The organism is Amycolatopsis sp. NPDC051371, from assembly GCF_040682155.1.
GTDB lineage: Bacteria > Actinomycetota > Actinomycetes > Mycobacteriales > Pseudonocardiaceae > Amycolatopsis.
This window is the reverse complement of sequence record NZ_JBFBAG010000003.1, coordinates 178,685-201,703: the sequence shown is the minus strand read 5'-3', so window position 1 is coordinate 201,703 and position 23,019 is coordinate 178,685. Positions and strand designations below refer to the sequence as shown.

Annotated in this window: 22 protein-coding genes; 16 read left to right on the top strand and 6 right to left on the bottom strand. The window is 71.3% G+C overall.

What is annotated here, in order from left to right:
- Positions 1–36 precede the first annotated feature (36 nt).
- The 9 genes from AB0M59_RS05505 (at position 37) to AB0M59_RS05465 (ending at position 11,495) form a co-directional block, all read left to right on the top strand.
- Positions 37–1,311: a LuxR C-terminal-related transcriptional regulator gene (locus tag AB0M59_RS05505; RefSeq protein ID WP_364609171.1), complete on the top strand. Its 1,275-nt coding sequence runs from the start codon at positions 37–39 to the stop codon at positions 1,309–1,311.
- Between the two features lie 146 nt (positions 1,312–1,457).
- Complete coding sequence (locus tag AB0M59_RS05500; RefSeq protein WP_364609168.1) at positions 1,458–2,576, top strand: zinc-binding dehydrogenase; 1,119 nt, start codon at positions 1,458–1,460, stop codon at positions 2,574–2,576.
- A 60-nt stretch (positions 2,577–2,636) separates the two neighbouring features.
- Positions 2,637–3,455 carry a PaaX family transcriptional regulator C-terminal domain-containing protein gene (locus tag AB0M59_RS05495; RefSeq protein WP_364609165.1) on the top strand — a complete coding sequence of 273 codons (819 nt, stop codon included), beginning with the start codon at positions 2,637–2,639 and terminating at the stop codon, positions 3,453–3,455.
- 130 nt (positions 3,456–3,585) lie between these two features.
- Positions 3,586–4,680, top strand: coding sequence for a cupin domain-containing protein (locus AB0M59_RS05490; RefSeq protein WP_364609162.1), 1,095 nt, complete (start codon positions 3,586–3,588; stop codon positions 4,678–4,680).
- Complete coding sequence (locus AB0M59_RS05485) at positions 4,677–5,489, top strand: fumarylacetoacetate hydrolase family protein (protein ID WP_364609159.1); 813 nt, start codon at positions 4,677–4,679, stop codon at positions 5,487–5,489. The genes AB0M59_RS05490 and AB0M59_RS05485 overlap by 4 nt, the downstream gene beginning before the upstream one ends.
- On the top strand, positions 5,489–7,036 hold the full coding sequence (locus AB0M59_RS05480; protein ID WP_364609156.1) for an FAD-dependent monooxygenase: 1,548 nt from the start codon (positions 5,489–5,491) through the stop codon (positions 7,034–7,036). The genes AB0M59_RS05485 and AB0M59_RS05480 overlap by 1 nt, the downstream gene beginning before the upstream one ends.
- Positions 7,037–7,106: 70 nt before the next feature.
- Positions 7,107–9,167, top strand: coding sequence for an acetate--CoA ligase family protein (locus AB0M59_RS05475; RefSeq protein ID WP_364609153.1), 2,061 nt, complete (start codon positions 7,107–7,109; stop codon positions 9,165–9,167).
- Complete coding sequence (locus tag AB0M59_RS05470) at positions 9,148–10,803, top strand: AMP-binding protein (protein ID WP_364609150.1); 1,656 nt, start codon at positions 9,148–9,150, stop codon at positions 10,801–10,803. Before AB0M59_RS05475 ends, AB0M59_RS05470 begins: the two co-directional genes overlap by 20 nt.
- Entirely contained in the window at positions 10,800–11,495 is a 696-nt protein-coding gene (locus AB0M59_RS05465) for a maleylpyruvate isomerase family mycothiol-dependent enzyme (RefSeq protein WP_364609147.1), read from the top strand. Before AB0M59_RS05470 ends, AB0M59_RS05465 begins: the two co-directional genes overlap by 4 nt.
- A 3-nt stretch (positions 11,496–11,498) precedes the next feature.
- On the opposite strand, the gene AB0M59_RS05460 is transcribed toward AB0M59_RS05465, so the two are convergent.
- The 3 genes from AB0M59_RS05460 to AB0M59_RS05450 are packed head-to-tail and all read right to left on the bottom strand — an operon-like array spanning position 11,499 to position 15,107.
- On the bottom strand, positions 11,499–12,470 hold the full coding sequence (locus AB0M59_RS05460) for an amidohydrolase family protein (RefSeq protein ID WP_364609144.1): 972 nt from the start codon (positions 12,468–12,470) through the stop codon (positions 11,499–11,501).
- An 8-nt stretch (positions 12,471–12,478) separates the two neighbouring features.
- Complete coding sequence (locus tag AB0M59_RS05455; protein WP_364609140.1) at positions 12,479–14,056, bottom strand: Na+/H+ antiporter; 1,578 nt, start codon at positions 14,054–14,056, stop codon at positions 12,479–12,481.
- 16 nt (positions 14,057–14,072) lie between these two features.
- Complete coding sequence (locus tag AB0M59_RS05450; protein ID WP_364609137.1) at positions 14,073–15,107, bottom strand: zinc-dependent alcohol dehydrogenase family protein; 1,035 nt, start codon at positions 15,105–15,107, stop codon at positions 14,073–14,075.
- A 180-nt stretch (positions 15,108–15,287) separates the two neighbouring features.
- On the opposite strand from AB0M59_RS05450, the gene AB0M59_RS05445 reads away from it, so the two are divergent.
- The gene (locus AB0M59_RS05445) at positions 15,288–15,680 is read left to right on the top strand and encodes a nuclear transport factor 2 family protein (protein ID WP_364609133.1); all 393 of its coding nucleotides are present in this window, start codon (positions 15,288–15,290) and stop codon (positions 15,678–15,680) included.
- 16 nt (positions 15,681–15,696) lie between these two features.
- Positions 15,697–16,395, top strand: coding sequence for a type 1 glutamine amidotransferase domain-containing protein (locus AB0M59_RS05440; RefSeq protein ID WP_364609130.1), 699 nt, complete (start codon positions 15,697–15,699; stop codon positions 16,393–16,395).
- Positions 16,396–16,418: 23 nt separating this feature from the next.
- On the opposite strand, the gene AB0M59_RS05435 is transcribed toward AB0M59_RS05440, so the two are convergent.
- The gene (locus AB0M59_RS05435) at positions 16,419–17,321 is read right to left on the bottom strand and encodes a helix-turn-helix transcriptional regulator (protein ID WP_364609127.1); all 903 of its coding nucleotides are present in this window, start codon (positions 17,319–17,321) and stop codon (positions 16,419–16,421) included.
- Positions 17,322–17,488: 167 nt separating this feature from the next.
- Between AB0M59_RS05435 and AB0M59_RS05430 the strand changes: the two genes are divergently transcribed.
- The 3 genes from AB0M59_RS05430 to AB0M59_RS05420 all read left to right on the top strand — a co-directional run bounded on the left by AB0M59_RS05430 (position 17,489) and on the right by AB0M59_RS05420 (position 20,054).
- Positions 17,489–17,911: a PPOX class F420-dependent oxidoreductase gene (locus AB0M59_RS05430; protein WP_364609124.1), complete on the top strand. Its 423-nt coding sequence runs from the start codon at positions 17,489–17,491 to the stop codon at positions 17,909–17,911.
- Positions 17,912–17,958: 47 nt separating this feature from the next.
- Positions 17,959–19,482 carry an FAD-dependent oxidoreductase gene (locus AB0M59_RS05425; protein WP_364609121.1) on the top strand — a complete coding sequence of 508 codons (1,524 nt, stop codon included), beginning with the start codon at positions 17,959–17,961 and terminating at the stop codon, positions 19,480–19,482.
- A 104-nt stretch (positions 19,483–19,586) separates the two neighbouring features.
- Positions 19,587–20,054, top strand: a complete 468-nt coding sequence (locus AB0M59_RS05420) for a MarR family transcriptional regulator (protein WP_364609117.1) — start codon at positions 19,587–19,589, stop codon at positions 20,052–20,054.
- A gap of 2 nt (positions 20,055–20,056) precedes the next feature.
- Here the strand turns inward: AB0M59_RS05420 and AB0M59_RS05415 are convergent, their stop codons facing one another.
- On the bottom strand, positions 20,057–20,548 hold the full coding sequence (locus tag AB0M59_RS05415) for a MarR family winged helix-turn-helix transcriptional regulator (protein ID WP_364609114.1): 492 nt from the start codon (positions 20,546–20,548) through the stop codon (positions 20,057–20,059).
- A 72-nt stretch (positions 20,549–20,620) separates the two neighbouring features.
- Between AB0M59_RS05415 and AB0M59_RS05410 the strand changes: the two genes are divergently transcribed.
- Entirely contained in the window at positions 20,621–21,412 is a 792-nt protein-coding gene (locus tag AB0M59_RS05410; RefSeq protein WP_364609111.1) for an SDR family NAD(P)-dependent oxidoreductase, read from the top strand.
- A 34-nt stretch (positions 21,413–21,446) separates the two neighbouring features.
- Positions 21,447–22,016 (top strand): PadR family transcriptional regulator, encoded by a 570-nt coding sequence (locus tag AB0M59_RS05405; protein WP_364609104.1) that lies wholly within the window; start codon positions 21,447–21,449, stop codon positions 22,014–22,016.
- Here AB0M59_RS05405 and AB0M59_RS05400 read toward each other — a convergent pair.
- Positions 22,004–22,993, bottom strand: coding sequence for an aldo/keto reductase (locus tag AB0M59_RS05400; RefSeq protein WP_364609101.1), 990 nt, complete (start codon positions 22,991–22,993; stop codon positions 22,004–22,006). The genes AB0M59_RS05405 and AB0M59_RS05400 overlap by 13 nt on opposite strands.
- Positions 22,994–23,019: the final 26 nt, after the last annotated feature.

Below are 23,019 nucleotides of genomic sequence, written 5' to 3'. Positions count from 1 at the left end.
GGCGGACCGTGTGCCGCACCGTCTACGCTCGAAGTCATGGACCTGATGTCGGCTGTCGAGGTGATCCGGGCGCCGCTGAGCGAGACCCAGGCGCTGCTGTCCGCGGCGTTCGCCGAGGCGATTCCCCACCGGACGCTTTCCCAGCTGGCCGCCAACTGTCCTTTCGCGCCGTTCAAGACCCACGGCGAGTCGCCCGGCGCGCCGGGGTCGTCCGTCACGGTCGCCGACCTCGCCGCGATCCGGCCGCTGATGCCCGCCCGAGGCACCTGGCAGGGACGGGCCACGATGGCGGGCGTCGAGGTGCCCGTGCTGGCCCTGGCCAGCGACGCCACCGAGCAGGGTGCGCTCCTGGTCCTCGTGCGGACCGAGGACACCCCGGTGCCGGAGGAGCACCTGGCGGCCGCCCTGGCGCTGTGGGACTTGGTGACCGCCCACCGGGAGGGCCTGCGGAACGAGGCCGCACCCGAATGGCTGGCCTTGTCTAGGGCGGCCGCAGCGGCCCGCGCCGTGGCCATCTCGGACCTCGGCGACGCGCACGGGGCCGCGCTGACCGCCCTGCTCGGCGTCCTGCGCGACCGTTCTCTGGGCGACGGGGATGCCCGGACCCGTGCGGTCGACCTCGCCGTCAGCGCCCTGGCCGACCTGCGTTCCCGGGCCGACCTGGACCACGTGATGGCCGAGGAACGGGTCGGCGAGGCATTCGACCGGCTGGCCAAGTCCCTGAGCCGCGTCCTGCATCCCCGCGGCGTGCAGCTCGAACTAGGCACGCCCGGCGCGGAGGAAGGGGTGGACCGGGTGTTGCCCGCCGACGTCGCCGCCACGGCCCGGGCGGTGGTCCGGGCCGTCGTGCACACGATGCTGGACGACCAGCGGCAGGTGCGGCGGATCCACATCGGCTGGAAGATCGACGCGGCCGAACTGCGCGCCACGGTGCGGGACGACGGCCCCGGCGCGCTGTCCCGAGGTGCTCTGGACGCACGCCGGGTCGGGGAACGGCTGGGCCCGCTGGGCGGGCGGCTGGAAGTGGACGCGGTACCGGGCTGGGGCACGGCGGTGACCGTCGGCGTTCCGCTCGGACCGCCGGACACCCCGCGCGAGGACCCGCTGACCGTGCTGGGCGCGCGGGAGCTGGAGGTGCTGGCTCAGCTGGCGCGCGGCAGGCGCAACCGGGACATCGCCCGCGAACTGCACATCAGCGAATCCACCGTGAAGTTCCACGTGGCGAACATCTTGGAGAAGCTGGGCGTCGGCTCTCGCGGGGAGGCGGCCGCTTTGGCTCACGAATGGGGTGCGACCGCGCCGCGCACGTAACGGAGATTTGTTCCGCGGCTATCCGGATCTGGCAGCCGGATAGCCACTTCTCGCAGAACATTGGCGGGTGCCCTTGATCGCGACCTACCGTGGGCGGCGCGCCGTCGCGAGTGGTGGAGCGTCGGCGAAGCTATCGAGGAGCAGAGATGACAGTATCCCCGGCGACCGTGATCGAGGCGCCGGCAGCGATCCCCGCGACGATGCACGCCGTGCGGTTGTACGAGTACGGCGGTCCGGAGGTGCTCAGGTACGAGGAGGTCCCCACACCGTCGCCGGGTCCGGGGGAGATCCTGGTCCGGATGCGGGCGATGGCGGTCAACGGCTGGGACATCCGGTGGCGGTCCGGTCATGCTCCGCAGGTGCCCGGGCGGCCCGCTCCCTCGCTGCCGTTCCAGCTGGGCCGTGAGGGGGCGGGTGAGATCGTGGCGCTCGGCGAAGGTGTGTCGGACCGGGCTGTCGGCGAGCGGGTGGTGCTCTTGGCCGCTCCGGCGTGCGGGCGGTGCATGTATTGCGACCGCGGTGACGGAGCGCTCTGCGTCGGAGTCGAGTTACCCGGTCACACCCGTTTCGGGTGCAACGCCGAGTACGTGACCGCGCAGTCCGGCGACGTCCTGGTGGTACCCGAGGACGGGCCGGGCTTCACGGAGCTGGCTCCGATCCTCTGGGCCTACGCCACCGCGCAGCACATGGTGAAACTGGCCCGGACCGGCGTCGGCGACGTCGTCGTGGTGACCGCGGCGGCGAGCTCTGTCGGCGTGGCTGCGATGCAGCTCGCTAGCCTTGCCGGAGCGGATCTCGTGATCGGGCTGACCCGCTCCGCGGACAAGCACGACGAGATCCGGGCGGCGGGAGCCGACATCGTGCTCGATCACCGCGATCCGGACGCCGTCGACCGGATCCGCGGGTTCTGCGGCGGCCGGATCGGAGCCGACGTCGTGCTCGATGCCTACGGCTCGGAGGAGCTCGTCCGGTTCGCCATCCGCGCCGCCGACCTCGGCGGCCGGATCGTGCTCGCGGCGACCCCCGCGGCCGACGTGCTGACCGACACGATCGCGCTTCCCCTCGGTCTCGTCTTCACCAAGCACCTGTCCGTGCTGGGATCGCGGGGTTACAGCCGTGGGGACCAGCGGCAGGTCCTCGACCTCGCGGTACGGGGCAAGATTTCGATGCCGATCGCGAAGACGTTCCCCTTCGATCAGATCGCCGCGGCCCACGAAGCCCAGGCCGCGGCCAAGCACGTCGGGAAGATCGTGCTGACCGTCTGATGTGATGCTAAATTCCCACGAGCGTCATATCAGCGCTACATGTGAAGGTGGGAGGCACGGATGCGGGCACGGTCGGTGGTGTTCGACCTGTTCGGCGACTACCTGCGCTACCGGGGCGGTGCGGTGCGGCTGCGCGCGCTGGTCGCCCTGCTCGGGTGCTTCGACGTTCCGGAGCCGACCACGCGCGTCGCGGTCGCCCGGCTGCGCAAGGAAGGCTGGCTCGCGGCCGAGCGGCAGGGGCGGGAGACGGTGTACTCGCTCACCGACATGGCGTGGGAGATGCTCGACGAAGGACGGGAACGCATCTTCGGCCGCGCCACCGCACCCTGGGACGGGGTCTGGCACACGGTGATCTACCAGGTTCCGGAGTCCGACCGGGCGGTGCGTGAACAGCTGCGCAAGAAGCTGGCCTGGCTGGGGTTCGGGCCGCTGGCGCCGGCCGTGTGGGTGAGCCCGCACGCCCGCGGCGGCCAGGTCCGGGCCGCGTTCGCCGACGAGCCGTCGGTAAAGCTCGACCTCTTCCAGTCCCGTTCGGAAGGGACCGACGCCGACCGCGACATCGCCGCGCGGGCGTGGGACCTGCCGGAGCTGGACCGGGCGTACGCCGGCCTGCTGGCCGCCTACCGGCCTCGGCTGCCGCGTTACCGTGACGGCGACCTGCGGGGAGCGGAGGCGCTCGTCGAGCGGATGACGCTGATCCACGACTACCGCCAGTTCCCGTTCCGCGACCCGGACCTGCCGTACGAACTGCTCCCGGCCGGCTGGCACGGTCGCACGGCCCACGAGGTTTTCCTCGAGGCGCATAGCCTGCTGCGCGGCCCGGCCGAGGCTTGGGTGGACGCACTGCTCGAGCCCACGGCGTCGTCCGTCGTGAGCTGACCCGGCCAGGACGCTGTCCGGACCTTTCGGCTGCGCACCGGCGTCGGCGCAATACGTGTCAAAATATAGACGACCGTCATATTGTTGTTGTAGTGTTGACAGTACGGATCTTCGAGGAGGAACGGACAACATGACCTCGACCGATATCACCCCGGAGGAGAAGGAACAGCTCGAAGAGCTGTACGCCGGTTTCGCCGCGGCACACATGACTCCGCTGTGGACGCAGATCGGCGATCTGATGCCGACGTCCCCGCGGCCGGACGCGGTCCCGGCGCTGTGGCGCTGGTCGACCCTGCTGCCGCTGGCCGAGCGCGCGGGCGAGCTCGTCCCGGTCGGCCGGGGCGGCGAGCGCCGCGCCATCGCGCTCGCCAATCCGGGGCTGCCCGGGACTCCTTACGCCACCCCGACGTTGTGGGCCGCGATCCAGTACCTGGGTCCGCGCGAAGAGGCACCGGCGCACCGGCACACGCAGACGGCGTTCCGCTTCGTCGTCGAGGGCGAGGGCGTCTGGACCAATGTGGAGGGTGACCCGGTCGCGATGCGCCGCGGCGACCTGCTGCTCACCCCGGGCATGCACTTCCACGAGCACCACAACACCACCGATCACCCGATGGCGTGGCTGGACGGCCTCGACATTCCGCTGGTGCGCCAGCTCGACGCCGGGTTCTTCGAGTTCGGGCCGGACGAGCTGGGGACCCGGGAGACACCGGTGACCTCGCGCAACGAACGCCTGTGGGGCCACCCGGGCCTGACGCCGGTCGGCGCGCCCGCGACACCGGCGTCTCCGCTCAAGGCGTACCGCTGGGAGCACACGGACGCCGCTTTGCGCGCCCAGCTGGAACTGGAGCAGGAAGGCCAACCGGGGGTCGTCGAGCCCGGGCACGCCGTCGTGCGCTTCACCAACCCGGCCACCGCGGGGGACTGCCTGTCGACCATCCGCTGCGAGATGCACCGGCTGCGGCCCCGGGCGCGCACCGCGATCACCCGCACCGCGGGCTCGGCGGTCTGGCAGGTCTTCGAAGGCGCCGGCTCGGTTTCCGTCGGGGACGAGACGTACGACGTCGCCGCCGGCGACGTGTTCGCGGTCCCGTCGTGGGCGCCGCTGACGATCCGCACGGACGCAGGTTTCGACGCCTTCCGCTTTTCCGACGAGCCCGTGTTCGAAGCACTGGGCCTGGCCCGCATTTCCTTAGAGGACGCTTCCCGAGAGGACGCCCCAGCATGAAGCTCGCCACCATCCGCACGGCCGCGGGCACGGCCGCGGTCCGCGTCGACCAGCACGACGCCGTCGAACTGGGCGCGCCCGACGTCGGCGCCTTCCTCGCCGACCCGGCCTGGCGCGACCGCGCGGCCACAGCCGACGGCCGACGGCACCCGGTGTCCGGGCTGGAGTACGCGACCCTGGTCCCCAAGCCCGAGAAGGTGTTCTGCGTCGGGCTGAACTACCGGACCCACATTCTGGAGATGGGCCGGGAACTCCCGGAGTACCCGACGCTGTTCGCCAAGTTCGCCCGCGCGCTCGTCGGCGCGTCCGACCCCATCGTCGCGCCCGCCGGCTCGCCCAAGGTGGACTGGGAAGCCGAGCTCGGCGTCGTGGTCGGCGCCGAGGTCCGGCACGCGACCCTGGAGCAGGCGGCCGCCGCGATCGCTGGGTACACCGTCGTCAATGACGTCACCGCCCGCGACTTCCAGAATCGCACGGTGGAATGGCTGCAGGGCAAGACGTTCGAGCGCAGCACCCCGGTCGGGCCGTGGCTGGTGACCGACGCCGAGCCGGGTGAGATCTCGTGCGAGGTCGACGGCGACGTCGTCCAGAAGGCCGACACCAGCGACCTCGTCTTCGGCCCGGCGGAGCTGATCGCCTACATCTCGCAGATCATCACGCTGGTGCCGGGCGACCTGATCGCCACCGGGACGCCCGGGGGAGTGGGCCACGCCCGCAAACCGCCGCGCTACCTGGCACCGGGGTCGACGGTCGTCACGCGGGTCGAGGGCGTCGGTGAGCTCCGCAACGTCGTGGTCCGGGAGGACTGATGCGCGTCGCCGTCGTGGGTGGCGGCCCGGGCGGGTTGTTCTTCGCCACCCTGCTCCGCCGGGCCGACCCGTCGGTCGAGGTCACGGTCTTCGAACGCAACGGCGGCGATGACACCTTCGGGTTCGGCGTCGTGTTCTCCGACCGCACCCTCGCCGGGATCCACGACGCCGACCCGGTGCTGCGCGAGGCCCTAGAAGAGCACGGCAGGCACTGGGACGACATCGAGATCAGGCTCAAGGGCGAGCGGATCCGCTGCGGCGGCAACGGCATGGCCGCCGTCGTCCGGCGGACGCTGCTGGCCCTGATGCAGGCCCGGGCCCGCGACGTCGGCGCCCAGCTGCGCTTCTCGACCGAGGTCACCATCGACGACCTCGCCGGCTACGACCTCGTCGTCGCCGCGGATGGCACCGGCTCGAAGATCCGCGGGCAGCTGGAAGCCTCGCTGGGCGTGGAGGTGGAGACGGCGACGGCGAAGTTCATCTGGTTCGGCACCGACTACCTGTTCGACGGCTTGACCTTCGTCCACGAGCGCGGCCCGGACGGCGTGTTCGCCGTGCACGGCTACCCGATCTCCGACGAGGCGTCGACGTTCATCGTCGAGACCGACGAGGCTTCGTGGCGGCGCGCCGGGCTGGACGAGTTCGACGTCGCCCAGCCCCCCGGTCCGAGCGATCTGGTCAGCAAGGACTACCTGGAGAAGCTGTTCGCCGAGCAGATCGACGGGAAACGGTTGCTGACCAACAACTCCCGCTGGGGCAATTTCCGCACCCGCCGCACGCGCCGCTGGCACACGCTTTCGCCGCGGCCGGTGGCGTTCCTCGGCGACGCCGTGCACACCGCGCACTTCTCGGTCGGCTCCGGCACGAAGATGGCGATGGAGGACGCGGTCGCGCTGGCGACCGCGCTCGCCGGTGGCGGCGACCTCGGTACCGCGCTGACCGCGTACGAAGCGGCCGCACAGCCGTCTGTCCGGAAAATCCAGGACTCGGCACGGCCCAGCTTGGCCTGGTGGGAGCACTTCGGCCGCTACCACGACGAGTTCGAGCCCTGGCAGTTCGCGTACCACTTCCTGTCCCGCAGCATCACGGATGCGCGGCTCGCCCGTCGGGACCCGGGTTTCGTGGCCGCCAGCCACCACGGCTGGGTCGACGCGCACGGCGCGGAGCCCTTGGAGACGGCGTTCTCTCGGCGCGGCTGGGCGACTGGCGGCCGGCTGGTCCGGATCGACGGCTCGGCCGTGCTCGGGACGGGCGAGCCGCTGCCCCTGGCGACCGGCTCCGGTCCTCGGGCAGCGTTGGTTTCCGCTCCGGAGAACGAATCCGGCCTCCCGGCGGTGTTCGCGACGCTGGCCGAGCTGGCCCGCGACGAGAACGTGGTGCTCGCCGCGGTGCACGGTGGAACGCCTCTGACGCGGACGCTGGTCTGCGAACAAGCCCGCATGGCGGAACGGTTGCCGGCTTTGCTGATCGAGCCGGACGCCGACCGGGACCGGGCATTGACCGCGATCCTGTCCGGCCGCGCCGATCTCGTGGGGAGTCCGGCGTGACAACCGCCGCCCGAGGTCGGGCGGTGACCGCGGTCCTGCCGGGCCGCGCCGATCCGATGGGGAGCCCGACATGACGACCACCGTTCCCGGCCGCACCACTCGCGCCGCCGGGCTCGAGCCGATGTTCGCCCCGGCGGGCATCGCCGTGGTCGGCGCCTCCCGCAGCCCCGGCAAGCTCGGCGCTGTGCTCGCCCGGTCGCTGGCCGGATTCGGCGGGCACCTCGCCCTGGTCAACGGCCGCGACGAAACGATGTACGACTCCGTCCGGGCCGCCGCCGCGGCCGGGCCCGTCGACCTCGCCCTCATCTGCGTGCCGGCCGCGGCATGTCCGGCTGTCCTCGCCGAGGCCGCGGCCGCCGGGGTGCGTGCCGCCGTCGTCTGCGGTGGCGGGTTCGCCGAAGCCGGCGGTGAAGGCGTCGAACATCAGCGGCAGCTCGCCAAGATCGTCGCCGAGACCGGGATCCGGTTGCTTGGCCCGAACACGAGCGGTTTCCTCGCACCGCACGCGGGCGTCACGGCCAGTTTCGTGCCCGGTGTCGCCGAAGTCCGGCCCGGCCGGGTCGCGGTCGTCGCCGCCAGCGGCGGGGTCAACCACGCGCTGGCCTTCCTGCTCGCCGAGGCCGGGCACGGGCTCAGCCTCGCGGCCGGCCTCGGCAACGCGGTCGACGTCACCGCGCCCGACGTCCTCGACCACCTGGCCGACGACGCGGACACGGCCGCGGTCGCCCTGCACGTCGAGTCCGTTGCGGACGGGCCGCGGCTGGTCGCGAGCGTGCGTCGGCTCTCGGCCCGCAAGCCGGTGGTCGCCCTGGTCGTCGGGCAGCACGACGTCGGCGCCTTTGCCGCGTCCCACACCGGCGCGCTGGCCACCTCCTGGCGGACCACCCGCGCCGCGCTCGCCCAGGCCGGGGCGGTGCTCGTCGGCGATGAGCGCGAGCTGGTCGACGCCGTCGGTGCGCTGTCGGTCACCCGGCTGCGGCCGGGCGCCGACCCCGGGATCGGCGTCGTGACCGCGCAGGCCGGTCCCGGGCTGCTGCTGCTCGACGACCTGCGCGGCCGCAGAGCCCGCGTGCCCGAACTGGTGAAGTCCACTCAGGACACCCTCGCCACCCTGCTGCCGCCGCTGACCTACCAGCGGAACCCCGTCGACACCGGCCGTCCCGGCCCCGAACTGGGCCGGGTCCTGGCCACGGTCGCCGCCGATCCCGGCGTCGACGTGCTCGCCGGATACGCACTGCACGAGCCCGACGCCGTCGACCTGCCAAGTGCTCTGCGCGAAGCGAGCGGGATCCCGGTCGTGTTCGGCGTCGGCGGCACCGGGCCCGCCGTCACCGCGACCCGCCGGGCGTTGCTCGACGCCGGGATCGCGGTGGCCGCCGACCCGCGCGGGGTCGCCGCGGCCGTCGGGGCCTTGCTCGCCGACGCCCGCCGCCAAGCCGTGCCCCGATCGCCGGAAACCCGAGACCAGGCCCCGGTCGTTGCTGCGGGGCCGTACGACGAACACCAGGCCAAGCAGGTGCTCGGCAGGCTCGGCGTCCGGACGATGCCGGGCCGGGCGTGCGCGAACCGGGCCGAGGCCCACGCCGCCTTCGATGCCGTGGGCGGTCCGGTCGCCGTGAAGATCCTCGACGCGGCGATCCTGCACAAGACCGAGATCGGCGGTGTTCACCTCGGTGTCGCCGGCCACCCGGAGCTCGACCAGGCCCTCGACCGGCTGCGTGGCGCCCGGCGGTTCCTGGTCGAGGCGATGGCCCCACCCGGCGTCGACCTTGTCCTCGGGGCCCGCCGCGACCCGGTGTTCGGGCCGGTGCTGCTGCTCGGGTTGGGCGGGACGACCGCCGAAGCCCTCGCCGACGTCGCCATCCGGCTCGCCCCGGTGTCCGTCGCCGAAGCCGCGGCGATGCCGGCCGAACTCGCCGGGCGAGTCCTGCTCGCCGGCTGGCGCGGCGGGCCCGAACTCGACACCGCCGAGCTCGCCCGGGTCGCCGCCGGCCTCGGCGACCTGCTCGTGGCCAACCCCGGCCTCGACGAGATCGAGGTCAACCCGCTCCGGCTCACCCACGATGGTCTCGTCGCGCTGGACGCCGTCATCATCAGCAAGGAGGCTGACGATGCCCACCCCGATCAGTGAGCACACCGTGCCGTGGCCTGAGGAGAACGCCGCCCGGTTCGTCGCCGCCGGCTACTGGCGTGGTATCCCGCTCGGTCACCTCGTGTGGGACGTCGCCGACCGCGTCCCCGGTGCCACCGCCGTGGTCGACGCGGCCGACGGCACCCGCCTCACCTACGCCGAGCTCGCCGGGCGGGCCGACGCCGCCGCGGCCCGGCTGCTCGACCTCGGCTTGGCCGCCGGCGACCGGATCGTCGTCCAGCTCGGCAACGGCTGGGAGTTCGTCGTGCTCACCCTCGCCTGCCTGCGGGCTGGGATCGTGCCGGTGATGGCCCTGCCCGCGCACCGGCGGCACGAGCTGAGCTACCTGGCCCGGCACGCCGAAGCCGCCGCCATCGCGGTGCCCGACCGGCTGCGCGACTTCGACCACCAGGCGCTCGCCCACGAGCTGGCCGCCGACGTCGAAGGCCCTTGGCACGTCCTCGTCGCCGGCACCGACCTCCGGCCGGACAGCGTCGACCTGCGAGCGCTCTGTGGCCCCGGCGAGGCGATCGACCCCCCGGCACCGGACAGCCGGGACGTCGCGGTGTTCCTGCTCTCGGGCGGGACCACCGGGTTGCCCAAGCTGATCGCCCGCACCCACGACGACTACGCCTACAACGCCACGGCGTCCGCCGAAGTCGCCGGGTTCGACGGCGGCACCGTGTACCTGGTGAGCCTGCCGGCCGGGCACAACTTTCCGCTGGCCTGCCCCGGGATCCTCGGCACCCTGCTGGCGGGCGGCACGGTCGTCATGCTGCCCTCGCCCGAGCCCGCGCGTGCTTTCGCCACGGTCGCGGCGGAGGGCGTCACGCACACCGCGGTCGTCCCGGCCGTCGCCGGCCGCTGGCTCGAGCACGCCGTCGAGCACGGTGCCGGAGACGTCGCGAGCCTACGGGTGCTGCAGGTCGGCGGCGCCCGGCTGGCCGACGAGCTGGCCCGCCGCATCAAGCCCGTCCTCGGCGCGACGCTGCAGCAGGTCTTCGGGATGGCCGAAGGGCTGCTGAACTACACCCGGCTCGACGACCCGGATGAAGTTGTCTGCACTACCCAGGGCCGTCCGTTGAGCCCGGCCGACGAGGTCCGGCTCGTCGACGAGCTCGACCAGGACGTCCCGCCCGGTGACCCTGGCTCGCTGCTCACCCGCGGGCCGTACACCCCGCGCGGCTACTACAAGGCCGCCGAGCAGAACGCCCGCGCCTTCACCGCCGACGGCTGGTACCGCTCCGGCGACATCTGCCGCATGACCCCGGACGGGAACCTGATCGTCGAAGGCCGCGACAAGGACATGATCAACCGAGGTGGCGAGAAAGTCTCGGCCGAGGAGGTCGAGAACCTCGTCTACCAGCTTCCCGCGGTCAGCCAGGTCGCCGCGGTCGCGATGCCCGACGCCGTGCTCGGCGAACGCGTCTGCCTCTACGTCGTCCCGCGGCCCGGCGCCACCGTGACGCTCGAGGAGATCCGGGCGGCCATGGAGGACCGCGGAGTCGCCCGATTCAAGCTCCCCGAGCATCTGGTGCTGGTGAACGAGCTGGTGTCGACGAAGGTGGGCAAGATCGACAAGAAGGCGCTGCGAGCCGACATCGCCGCGAAGCTCGGCGTTCAGGTGACCGCATGAAGCACGATGTCTCCCTGACCCTGCCCTGGATGCGTGAAGGCACCAAACACTTCCTCGCCGTCGTGGAGTCTCTTTCGGACAGTGACTTCCGGACGGACAGCCGGCTTCCGGGGTGGAGCAAGGCGCATGTCGTCGGTCACGTGGCACGCAACGCGGAAGCGCTGACGCGGCTCGCGACGTGGGCTCGGACGGGCATGGAAACCCCGATGTACGCCGACCGCTCCCAGCGGGCCGCCGAGATCGAGGAGTCCGCCGCCCTTCCGCCGCAGGAGCTGCGAAAGTCCCTGGTGGACTCCGCGCAACGGCTCGACAGTGAACTCGGCCGGCTGGAACCCGGTGGGTGGACGGCTCAGGTCCGCAGCGCGCTGGGTCGCACGATCCCGGCCGCGGAAGTGCCGTGGATGCGGATCCGCGAGGTGTGGCTGCACGCGACCGACCTCGGGAGTGACACGCTTTTCGACGGAATCCCGGAGGGCGTAGTGGATCTGCTGCTGGACGACGTCTGCGCGAATCTGTCCGGCAAGGACGGCTGCCCGTCGGTCACAGTCGCTCCGGCGGACCGGAACACCGAATGGCGGCTCGGCGCCGGCGATCCGGGCGCGACCGCCCACGGGCGCGCGGCCGGGCTCGTCGGCTGGGTGACCGGCCGGTTGCCGCGGCCGGACCTGCCACCGCTTCCGGGATGGCTTTGACCCTCATCGGGCGAGCCGGGGGAACAGGCGCCGCGCGTTGGCCGTCGTCAACGACCGCCAGCCGACGCCGTCGACCGGCGGCGTGGCGGCGTCGACGGCGGCGATGTGCGCGGCGGCGACTGGAGGCGACGTCCAGCAGTAGTCGCTGCCGAACAGCAGCCGGCCGGGGTCGGCCAGTTCGAGCAAGGCGGGAACTTGGCGGGGGAAGGCCGGGCCCGCGATGTCGTAGTGGAGCCGGCGCAGTTGCTCGATCGCGCCGGGGGTGCCGACCTCCTCCGGCGAGCCCAGGAACATCTTCCTGAACTCGTCGACGCGGTCAGCCAGGACGGGCAGTGCGCCGCCGCAGTGCGGGACGATCACCGACAGGTCCGGGTGGCGCTCGAACACCCCCGACATCAGCAGATCCGTCACGGTCCGAGTGGTGTCGAAGAGGTACTCGATCATCGGGCGCGGCCGGTCCAGCGCCGACCGCTCCCAGCCGGCCGGTGAAGTGGGGTGTAGGAAGACGACGGTCCGGCGGCGGCCCAGTTCGGCGAAGATCGGGTCGAGGCTCCGGTCGCCGAGGTAGGTGCCATGGATGTTCGTCATCAGCACGACGCCGTCCGCGGCGAGTTCGTCCACGGCATAGGCGATTTCGTCAAGGGAACCGTCCACATCGGGCACGGGGAGGGACGCGAAGAAACCGAACCGGCCCGGGTGGCGGGCGGCGAGCCCGGCGGCCTCCTTGTTGACCTCGCGGGCGAGCCGCCGGGCGGCGGCGTCGTCTCCGAAGTGCACGCCGGGGGAGGACATCGACAGCAGAGCGGTCTCGATGCCGTGGCGGTCCATCAACTCGAGGTGTTCCTCGGCCGACCAGGTCGGCCACCGGTCCATCCCGTCGGGACGCGCATGGCCGGCCGCGGTGGCCTGGCGGATGTAGGAGTCGGTGACGAAGTGGGCGTGGACGTCGATCAGGCGGGATTCAGGGTGCGTCATGGCGTCGGTCATTCCACGGGTTCGGTGGGGGACAGGCGGACTTCTTCGAGGTCGAGCGCGGCCTGCAACTGGCGCAGCACGGTGTCGTCGATGTCGCGTTCGTCGCGCAGGCGTACGACAGTTTCGCGCTTGTGGGCGATCAGCGCCCGGTAGAGCGTCGTGTAGTGCTCGTCGTGGCGCACGGCCGGGTGGTCGGCGGTGCCGTGTGCCCGGAGGATCTGGAGGCGCTTGTCGAGCTCCCGGCGCAGGCGGTCCACGACGTCCGGGTCAGTGCCGAGGTCAGCGGCGAGCCGGGGCATGGCGTCCAGGGCCTCTTCGGTGGCGCGGGTCTCGGCGAGTTGATGTTCGGTCTCGACGGCAGTGTCGCGGGGCAGCCGGGCCCACCGCACGACGCCTGGGAGCACCAGGCCCTGGAGCAGGGTGAGCACGATGACTCCGCCGGTCACGAACACGATCATGTCCCGGTCCGGGAACGGCTCGCCCGAGGCGAGCTGCTGCGGCACGGCCAGCGCGGCGGCCAGTGACACCGCGCCGCGGAAGCCGGTGAACGCGCTGACCAGCCGAGGCCGGTGGTCGACCCGGCGCACCCGCTGCTGCGGGCGGCGGTCGAGCAGGCGGACCAGGTACGGCACCGTGAACAGGAACACCAGCCGCGCGACGATGACCACTGCCGTGACCACGGCAACCGTCACCAGGGCACGCGGCAGGGCGGTGCTGCTCAGGCCGCGTACGGCGGACTGCAGCTCGAGCCCGACCAGGACGAACAGGGTGGCGTTGAGCAGGAACGTGGCCACTGTCCAGAACGCCTGGGCCTGCACGCGCATCTCGGCGCGCACCACCCGTGGGCCGGCCTGGCTCATGATGAGCCCGGAGACCACCACGGCCAGCACACCCGACGCGTGGATCGTCTCGGCGAGCAGGAACGCGGTGAACGGGATCAGCAGCATGGTGACCTGCCCGATCAGCGGGTCGGTCTGGCGGCGGCGCACCTGCGCCGCGACCCAGCCGGTCACCGCCCCGGCCGCGGCGCCGCCGACGTAGGAGAGCAGGAACAGCCAGCCCACATGCGCCGCACCCAGCTGCTCCTCGCCGACGGTGACGCCGACCGCGAGCCCGTAGATCACCAGTGCGGTGCCGTCGTTGACCAGGCTTTCCGCGCGCAGCACGGTGACTTGGCTCCGGGGCAGCAACCGGGCGACGACGCCGACCGCGGTGGCGTCGGTCGGGGCGACGGCTGCGCCGAGCACCCACGCCGGTCCCCACGGCAGGCCCAGTGTGTGCGCCACGACCGCGACCGCCGCGGCCGTCGCGATGACCAGCACAGTGGCGAGCAGGACGATGCCGCGCAGGTTGGCGCGGATTTCCCGCAGCGAGGTGGTGAGGCTCTCCCAGTACAGCAGTACCGGCAGGAACAGCAGCAGCACCAGCTCCGGTGGCAGGTGCACGGCCCGCAGCGCGGGCACGAAACCGAGCAACGCGCCGGCGGCCAGCAGCGCGATCGGCGGGGCGACCCCGAACCGGGCGCTCGCGGCCCGGCCCAACAGGACCGCGAGGCCGAGCAGCACGACGAGTTCGAGGCCGAGCATCGGGGTGACTCCTGGTTCAGGGCTGGACGAGGACCTTCAGCGCCTGCCGGTCGGCCATGGCGCGGTAGCCGTCCGGGACCTCGTCCAGGCCGACGGTGCGATCGAACACCCGGCCCGGCTGGACGACACCGTCGAGCACGTCGGGCAGCAGTTCCTCGATGTAGGCGCGCACCGGGGCGATCCCGCCGGTGAGGGTGATGTTGCGGCCGAACACCGGGAAACCGAGTGGCACCTCGGAGTACTGCGGGGCACCGACCCGGCTGACCGTGCCGCCATCCCGGACCACCTCGAAGGCCGTCTCCACGGTGGCCAGCGTGCCCACGCACTCCAGCACCGTGTGCGTCCCGAAGCCACCGGTCAGCTCGCGCACCCGTGCGCTGCCCTCCGCGCCGCGTTCGGCGACGACGTCCGTGGCGCCGAAGTCCCGGCCGAGAGCGGTGCGGCCGGTGTGCCGTCCCATCAGGATGATCCGTTCCGCGCCGAGCCGCTTGGCAGCCAGCACGGCGGACAACCCGACCGCGCCGTCGCCGATCACCGTGACCGTGGTGCGCGGGCCCACTCCGGCCGTCACCGCGCAGTGGTGGCCGGTCGGGAAGACGTCGGCGAGCGTGACCAGGGACGGCAGCAGCTCCGAATCCTCCCCGACGGGCAGCTTGACCAGCGTGCCCTGCGCGAAGGGCACCCGCACGGCCTCGCCCTGGCCGCCGTCCACACCCTGGGCGCCGAAGAAGCCGCCGTGCGGGCAGGAGGTGTACAGCCCGGCACGGCAGTATTCGCACGTGTTGTCGGCATAGGCGAACGGCGCGACGACGACGTCGCCCGCCGTCAGCCCGGAGACCTCGGAGCCGGTCTCCTCGACCACCCCGAGGAACTCGTGGCCGATGCGGTCACCCTCCTCGGTGGCCGGACGGGAGCCGTAGGGCCACAGATCGCTGCCGCAGATGCACGCCCGCAGCACCCGCACCACAGCGTCGGTGGGCTCGATCAGCTTCGGATCGGGCACGTCCTCGACCCGGACGTCACCGGCGCCGTAGATCAGTGTCGCTCGCATGTTCCTCCTCCCGCGCACGGCGGGAATGCTCGTCCTGATGGGAATCCGACGCCAGAATTTCATCCGCGACGGCATGCATGCAGGGGAGAAAACCCTCCCCCTCAGCGCGCGAGCATTCCCCACGCCTCGCTGCGAAGCTGGCAATAGAACCCCACTATGTCAGTCCACAAAGGAAGCACAATGTCCGAATCACCCAATATTGCCCTCGCTCGCCGACTGTACGACTCGAACGCCGACCCGGCGGTGACCGAGCAGATCATGGCCCCGGACATCGTCTGGGACATCACTCCTGGCTTCCCGTTCGGCGGGGTCTACCACGGCTACGACAGCATGATGAACGACTTCTTCGGCTCGCTCCTCCCGCATTTCGAGTCGTTCGGGGCCCAGGCCGAGGAGTACTACGCCACCGACGACGAGCACGTCTTCGTGTCCGGGCATTACCACGGGGTCACCAAGGCGGGCGAAACCGCGGACGCGCGGTTCATCCACCTGTGGACGATCCGCGACGGCAAGCTCGCGCAGCTGCGCCAGGCCGCTGACAGCCACGTCCTGCAGCAAGCCCTCAACGGCTGATCGAGGAGTCACCACGATGACGAAGATCCTTTACCTGATCACCGCGGCCACCCACTGGACGCTGGCCGACGGAACCAAGCAGCCGACCGGGTTCTGGGCCGAGGAAGCACTCGGACCGTACGAGGTGTTCACCCGGGCGGGTTACGAGATTGCGGCGGCGACCCCGGGCGGTGTCCCGCCGACGGCCGACCCCGCGAGCCTCACCCCCGAGTTCAACGACGGGCCCGAAGGCGCGGAGCGGATGCAGGCCGCGCTGCGCGACGCGACCGAGCTGGCCCGTCCGATGCGGATCGAGGACGTGCGCATCGACGACTACGACGCCGTGTTCGTCCCCGGGGGGTGGGGACCGATGGAGGACCTGCCCGACGACGTCGCGTCCGGGAAGCTCCTCACCGCATGGCTGGCCTCGGGCAAGCCGCTGGCCCTGGTCTGCCACGGCCCGGCGGCCTTGCTGGCCACTGTCGACGGTGACGGGAAGTCTCCCTTCGCCGGTTACCGCCTGACCGGTCTGAGCAACGCCGAGGAGAAGCTGAACGGTCTCGCGGACCGGGCGAAATGGCTGCTGCAGGATCGGCTGATCGGCGATCTGGGCGTCGACTACCGCGAGGGCGAGCCATTCGGACCGCACGTCGAGGTCGACCGCACCCTCTACACCGGACAGAACCCGACCTCGGCCGTCCCGCTCGCCGAGGAACTCGTGAAAGTCCTGAGCTGACCGAGCCGGCCGGACGATGCCGGCTACCGCATCGGTTGCCGGGCGGCGAGCGGCCCCTCGTCGCTCGGGCCGGCACCCGGCACGTGCTCGCCGTCCCAGGAGGCCAGGATGCGCAGCGCGTCGTGCGACGGTGTGCCCGGCTCCGCGGTCAGCACGATCACGTGCTGGTCCGGGGCCGTGTCGCAGATGAGCGTGTCCCAGTCGAGCGTGAGCTCGCCGACGACCGGGTGGTGGAAACGTTTCGTGCCCTGGCCCTTGCTCGTGACGTGCTGACCGTGCCACCAGTCCCGGAAGTCGGCGTCCCGGGTGGACAGTTCGCGCACCAGTTCGGCGAGCCGGGCGTCGTCCGGGTGCCGGGCGGCGTCCATGTGCAGGTTCGTGACGGCTTTGCGGGCGACGTCCGCCCAGTCGGGGTAGAGGGTGCGCATCGCGGGGTCGGTGAACACCACTCGCACGTAGTTGCGCTCATGTTCGGGGATCCGGGCGAAGTCGGTGATCAGCGCGGCGGCGAGGCGGTTCCAGGCGAGGATGTCCATGCCGCTGCCGAGCACCAGCGCGGCCGCCTCCGGCATCTGGTCGAGCAGCCGGCGCAGCTGCGGACTGATTGTCCCGGCCTGCGTGGCACGCGGCTTGCCGGAGGGCTTCCCGGCCAGCTCGAACAGGTAGGCCCGCTGGTCGTCGTCAAGCCGGAGCACCTGGGCCAGCTGGTCCAGCACCGGCCCGGACGCCGCCATCCGGCCCTGCTCCAGCCGCCGGTAGTAGTCCGTGCTGATCGCCGCCAGCCGGGCCACTTCTTCCCGGCGGAGGCCAGGCACCCGCCGGGCCACCGGGCCGGCGTTCAGTCCGACGACCTGCGGGCTCAACTCGGCGCGCCGAGCCCGCAGGAAGTCCCCGAGCTCCTTCAGGTGGCCGTTGTCGCTGCTCATGACCTTAGTGTGCCCCCTTGGCGCGGACCGCGCCGCCGCAGTTCCGGCAAGTCGGGCGACCGGCGGTCGCGACGACATGAACGGGTCGTTCATGACATACGACGTCGATCCGGACGTTCGGCGAAGTCAGGTAGTCTGCTGATAGACAGCACGCTTACTAATCGCGGATGGAGCTGCACATGGTCAGGTTCAACGAGCGGGAAGTCGCTTTTCTGCAAGGGCAGCGGCTTGGCCGGCTCGCGACGGCGAGTGCGTCCGGCAAGCCGCACGTGGTGCCCGTCAGCTACGTCTTCGATCCCGAGCGAGAGGTGATCAAGATCGGGGGGCGTGTGCTGGAAGGGGAGCGGATGTACATCCGTCACCTCAAGGTCAACCCGCAGGCTGCCCTCGTCGTCGACGACGTGGCCGACGAGGAGACGTGGCAGCCCCGCGGGATCCTCGTCAAGGGGAACGCGATCCTGCACGACGAGGGAGGCGAGGTGCTCATGCCGGGGTTCGGCCCGAACTGGGTGGAGATCGTGCCCAACTGGGCGACGGCCTGGGGTGTCGACGAACCTGCGCTGCCGTCCTCCGCTCACAGTGAGCGCTGACTGCTGTCACTACCTTGACGTTCATTGGATTGAAGTAAGGCGAAAGGGTGCTGACAGTGGACGTCATCGTGGTCGGCGGCGGGCCGGTCGGGCTGATGACCGCCGCGCTGCTCGATGCGGCTGGGATCCAGGTGGCGGTGTACGAGCGCGATCGTGAGCCCGTCCACCAGTCTCGCGGCTCTGTCCTGCACCCGCGCACCCTCGAGGTGCTCACCGCACTCGACAACGGCGACGGCCGCAGGGTCAGCGATGTGCTGTTGGCCGAAGGAAGGCAGGTCCCGCGTACGCACTATGCGACGCTGCCGGACCTGGTCGGCTACCGCGACCTGGACACCCCGTTCCCGTTCGTGCTGATGATTTCGCAGTGGCGCACCGAGCAGGTCCTTGCTGACCTGTTGCGCGCTCGTGCCGTTCCGGTGCACTACGGCGCGGAGGTCACCGATGTCGTCCAATCGGCAGGCGAGGTACGTGTCCGTGTCGGCGGAGCCTGGCACACCGCCCGGTATGTCGTCGGTGCGGACGGGGCGCGCAGCGTGGTGCGCAAGGCCGCGGGCATCGATTTCCCCGGCACCACGCCGGATCAGGTCGGTTTCGTCGCCGACGTCCGATTGGCGGAACCGATCGAGCACGCCGTGCACTACTGGAATCAGGACGGTCACGCGACTCTGGCGCCCCTGACGCAGACCACCACCCGCGTTTTCGGTGTCAAGGCCACCGATGCCGGACTGACCGCCGAGGAGGTGCGGCGCCGGCAAGCGGAGCCGCTCACCCTCGCGGAACTGGCCGAGTCGCTGGCCGGCATCTGCGGCCGGGACTTCGGGGTGCACAGCCCGTCCTGGATGTCCAAGTCGAGCAACACCGGCCGGCACGCCGTGACCTATCGCGCCGGTCGCGTCCTGCTGGCCGGTGACGCCGGGCACGTGCACCTGCCGGCCGGCGGTCAAGGCCTCAACGTCGGCCTGCAGGATGCCACCAACCTCGCCTGGAAACTGGCAGCCGAGGCGCAGGGCTGGGCGCCGGACCTGCTGATCGGGGGAGAAGCCGGCTACGACGCCGAGCGGCGCCCGATCGCAGAGCAGCTGGTGGCCAGCACGCAGGCCCAGGACGTGCTGATGCACACTTTCAGCCCGGGTGGCGCGGCACTGCGCGAGCTGTTCAGCGGGTTCATCGCCGGGGGCGGCGAGGTCGCCCGGCACCTGGCCGGCACGCTGTCCGGTCTGGCCGTGGCCTATCCGCGTCCGGATGGGGCCCACCCCCTGGTCGGTACCAGGGCACCGGACCTGGCGCTGACGTCGGGCAGCCTGCTGCGCGAGCTGCGCCCCGATCGGTTCCTGCTCGTCGATTTCACTTCCGGCGCATCGCTCGCGGAGCTCGCGTCCGCGCACGTCGCGGTGCGCGCCGCGCCCCGGCCCACCGGTCCTCGACGCACGGACTGGGACGGTGTGCAAGCGGCGCTGATCCGGCCGGACGGGTACATCGCGCACGCCGCGCCCTCGTCCACGGGGCTTGCGCAGGCGATCACGACGTGGACCGAGCCGGACCACCGCACCACTTCCGTCCGGAGCGGGTGAACGTCAAGTTCCGCTACAGCCGGGCACGGGCCGCCGGCCGTCCTCGCGTGATAGACAGGGAGCTGACTATCACGCGCTAGTGGCATCTCGGGGGAGCTGGAACGTTGCCTGATACCAACGACGGCCCGGACACCGGCCGGATCGGTTCGGGTCTGGGCGGTCTCGGTTACCGGCTCGCCCTGGTGGCGCGCCATGCCCGGGTGGGATTCGAGCGGCGCCTCACCGAGGCCGGTGCCAGCTTCGCAACGTGGACCGTACTCGAAGTGCTCGCCGTTCAGGGGCCGGTGATCCAGCGGGATCTCGCCGGGTATCTGGAGGTCAGCGGGCAGACGATGACCCGGCACATCGACCGGATGGTCGCCGCCGCGTGGCTGCGCCGACGCGAGGTCGAAGGGGATCGGCGTGCCACGCTGATCGAGACCACGAAGGCAGGCAAGACGCTGCATCGGAAGCTGGGGGAAGCCGCCCGCCAGGCCAACGCGGACTTGGCCCGAGGTCTGTCGGCCAGGGAGCTGTCGGTGCTGGACGGTTTGCTGGATCGCCTGGCCGTGAACATCGCGCCGGATGTGTGACCTTACGGACGCGGGGTCGGGGGGCTCCACTTCGGAAGGTCGTCGATGACCTGGCCCAGGAGGGCGCGGAGCTGCTTGTACCGTTGCGCGCCCAGGGAGTCGCGCACGTGCCGTTCGAGGTCGCTGATGATGCGCTCGGCCTTGCCCAGCTCCGTCCGGCCCGCCTCGGTCAGGTGCAGTTCCTGCACGGTGCGGTGACGCGGGTGGGCGCGTCGCTCGATCAGGCCTTGCTCGAGCAGCTTCGCCGTCAGCAGGGCGACCGCCTGCGGGGTGATGCCGACCAGCCGCGCCAGTTCTGCCGCGGTGATCCCGGGAGTGGTTTCCAGGTTGATCAACACTTGGTATTGGGAGCTGGGCACGCCGACCGCGCGCAGCGGTGGTTCCTTGGCCGCCTGCATGGCCAGGTCCGCCCGGCGCAACGCCCATGTCACTCGATCGAGGGATTCCTCGCGGGATGCTTCCTGGCCCGAACCGGGCACGATTCTGCTGCTCACGCCCGACATCGTACAGGTCCTTGCCGTATGCCTAGTTATTGTCGGTAGCCAAGAACTTGATAGAGTGATGGCATGACGAATCGACCTTTGGCCTTGGTCACCGGCGCGAGCAGCGGCATCGGCGCCGCGATGGCTTTGACCTTCGCCGAGCGCGGCCACGACCTCGTGTTGCTCGCGCGGCGGCGTGATCGCCTCCAGGAGGTTGCCGCGAAGGCCGGCGAGCGGGGTGCCGCGGTGGAGACGCTCGCCGCCGATCTCTCCACGCCCGAAGGGCTGGCCGTCGCCGCGGAGCGGGCAGCCGCCGGAGATGTGCGGTTGCTGGTCTCCAACGCCGGGGCGTCCGGTTACGCTCCACTCCAGGACGTGTCAGCTGGTGATCTCGACGCGTTGTGGCGGCTGAACGCCACCGCTCCGGTCACCCTCGCGCACGCCGTGCTGCCCTCGCTCCTCGCCAGGGGAGAGGGCGGCATCGTGGCGGTCGCGTCGCTGCTGGCCTTCAGCGCGGGCCTGACCGGTCCGCTGCCGGCCCGCACGCTGTATGCGGCCGCGAAGTCCGCGACCGTCGCGTTCACTCGGACCTTGGCCGGCGAACTGGCCGGCAGCGGGGTCCACGCCACGGTGGTCTGCCCGGGCCAGGTGGCGACCGAGTGGTCGGGAGGAGCCAACCGGGATCGCCCGGACGCGATGTCACCCGAGGAGGTCGCGACGGCGGCCGCGGTCGCCGTCGCCCGCAAGGAAACGGTGTGTGTGCCGGGATTGGCCGGACCTGAGGCCCTGGACCGGCTCCAGGCAGCCGAACGCGCGCTGATCGCCGAAGGCAGCCGGTCGTCGCTAGCCGAGCGATATGCCACCGCGACGCCCTGAGCTCCCACCGCCGGCGCCGCTCACCACGCCGGCCATGGTGATCCTCGAACTCCTGAGCCACCGGCCGATGCACCCGTACGAGGCGACGCAGGTTGCGCGCCGGCGTCCGGGGAACCGAAAGGTCAAGCTGAGCCCGGGATCGATCTACCACACCGTGGAGCGGCTCGAGGCCAAGGGGCTGATCGAAGTCACCGGTACGCACCGGGAGGGGCATCGCCCCGAACGGACGGTGTATCGAGTGACCGAGCGCGGCCGGGCGGTGTTCACCGCGCAGGCCCGGGACATGATCTCGACTCCTGCACCGGATCACCTGCCCGCCTACCCGGTCGCCCTGTCGGCGGGCCCCGCGCTCGGCCACGACGACTTTCTCGAACAGCTCAAGACGCGCGTGACGAATCTGCGTACGCAGATCGCGGCCGACGACGTCATCGTGGCGGAATTGCGCGAGGGCCGGCTGCCTGAGGCCTCCTGGTTGGACTTCGCGTGCGCGCACCATCAGCGTCAGTCCGAAGCGGACTGGACCACGAAGCTGATCGAAGACCTGGAAACCGGCCGCATCCGTTGGCCCGAAGGCGAAGACCGTGACCGTCGCTACCAAGCGTAGGCTTGCGGGGCTTCGCCTCCTGGGCCTGGCCAGATGCCGTCCAGCTCCCGGAGCGTTTCCTCGGAGAGGGAAATCTCCAGCGCACGCCGGCTGCGGCTGAGCTGCTCGGTGGTTCGCGGCCCGACGATCGTGGCGGTCACGACCGGGTTCCGCAACAACCAGGCCAGCGCGACGTCGGCGGGCAGCTCGCCGAGTTCCGCGCACAGCGCCTCGTAACGCTCAAGCTGGGAGCGGCGCTGCTCGATCTGCTGCTGCATCTGCTCGCCGGCGCGGCGGCCTTCGTTCGCCTTCCGCAATACCCCGGCGAGAAGTCCGCCGGCAAGCGGACTCCAGGGGATGAGCCCGACGCCGTAGTGGCGAAGGGCCGGGATCACCTCGAGCTCGACGGTCCGGGAAGCCAGGTTGTACAAGCTCTGCTCCGACACCAGGCCGAGGACGTTTCGTGCGGTGGCGGCGTTCTGCGCGGTGGCGATGTCCCAGCCGGCGAAGTTGCTGCTGCCGACGTAAGTCACCTTGCCCTCGCGCACGAGCTGGTCCATCGCCTGCCAGATCTCCTCCCACGGCGTGGACCGATCGACGTGGTGCATCTGGTAGAGATCGATGTGGTCGGTCCGGAGCCGGCGCAGGCTCTCCTCGCATGCCCGGCGGATGTGGTAGGCCGAAAGCCGTCGATCGTTGGGCCCGGTGTCCATCGGCTGGTAGACCTTGGTCGCCAGCACGATCCGCTCGCGCCGGCCGCCGCCCTGGGAAAGCCAGCGACCGATGATCTCCTCCGAGACCCCGTAGCCCTTCTCCATGTCCGGCGACTGAGGTCCGCCGTACACGTCCGCCGTGTCGACGAAGTTGATCCCCATCGCCAGAGCGGTGTCCATGATTCCGAAGGCACCGGGCTGATCGGTCGTCATGCCGAAGTTCATCGTGCCCAGGCAGAGCCGGCTGACCCGCAGGCCGGAGCGGCCGAGATGCTGATAGTCCATTCTGCTTCCTCCGAGCTGGTCGAAAG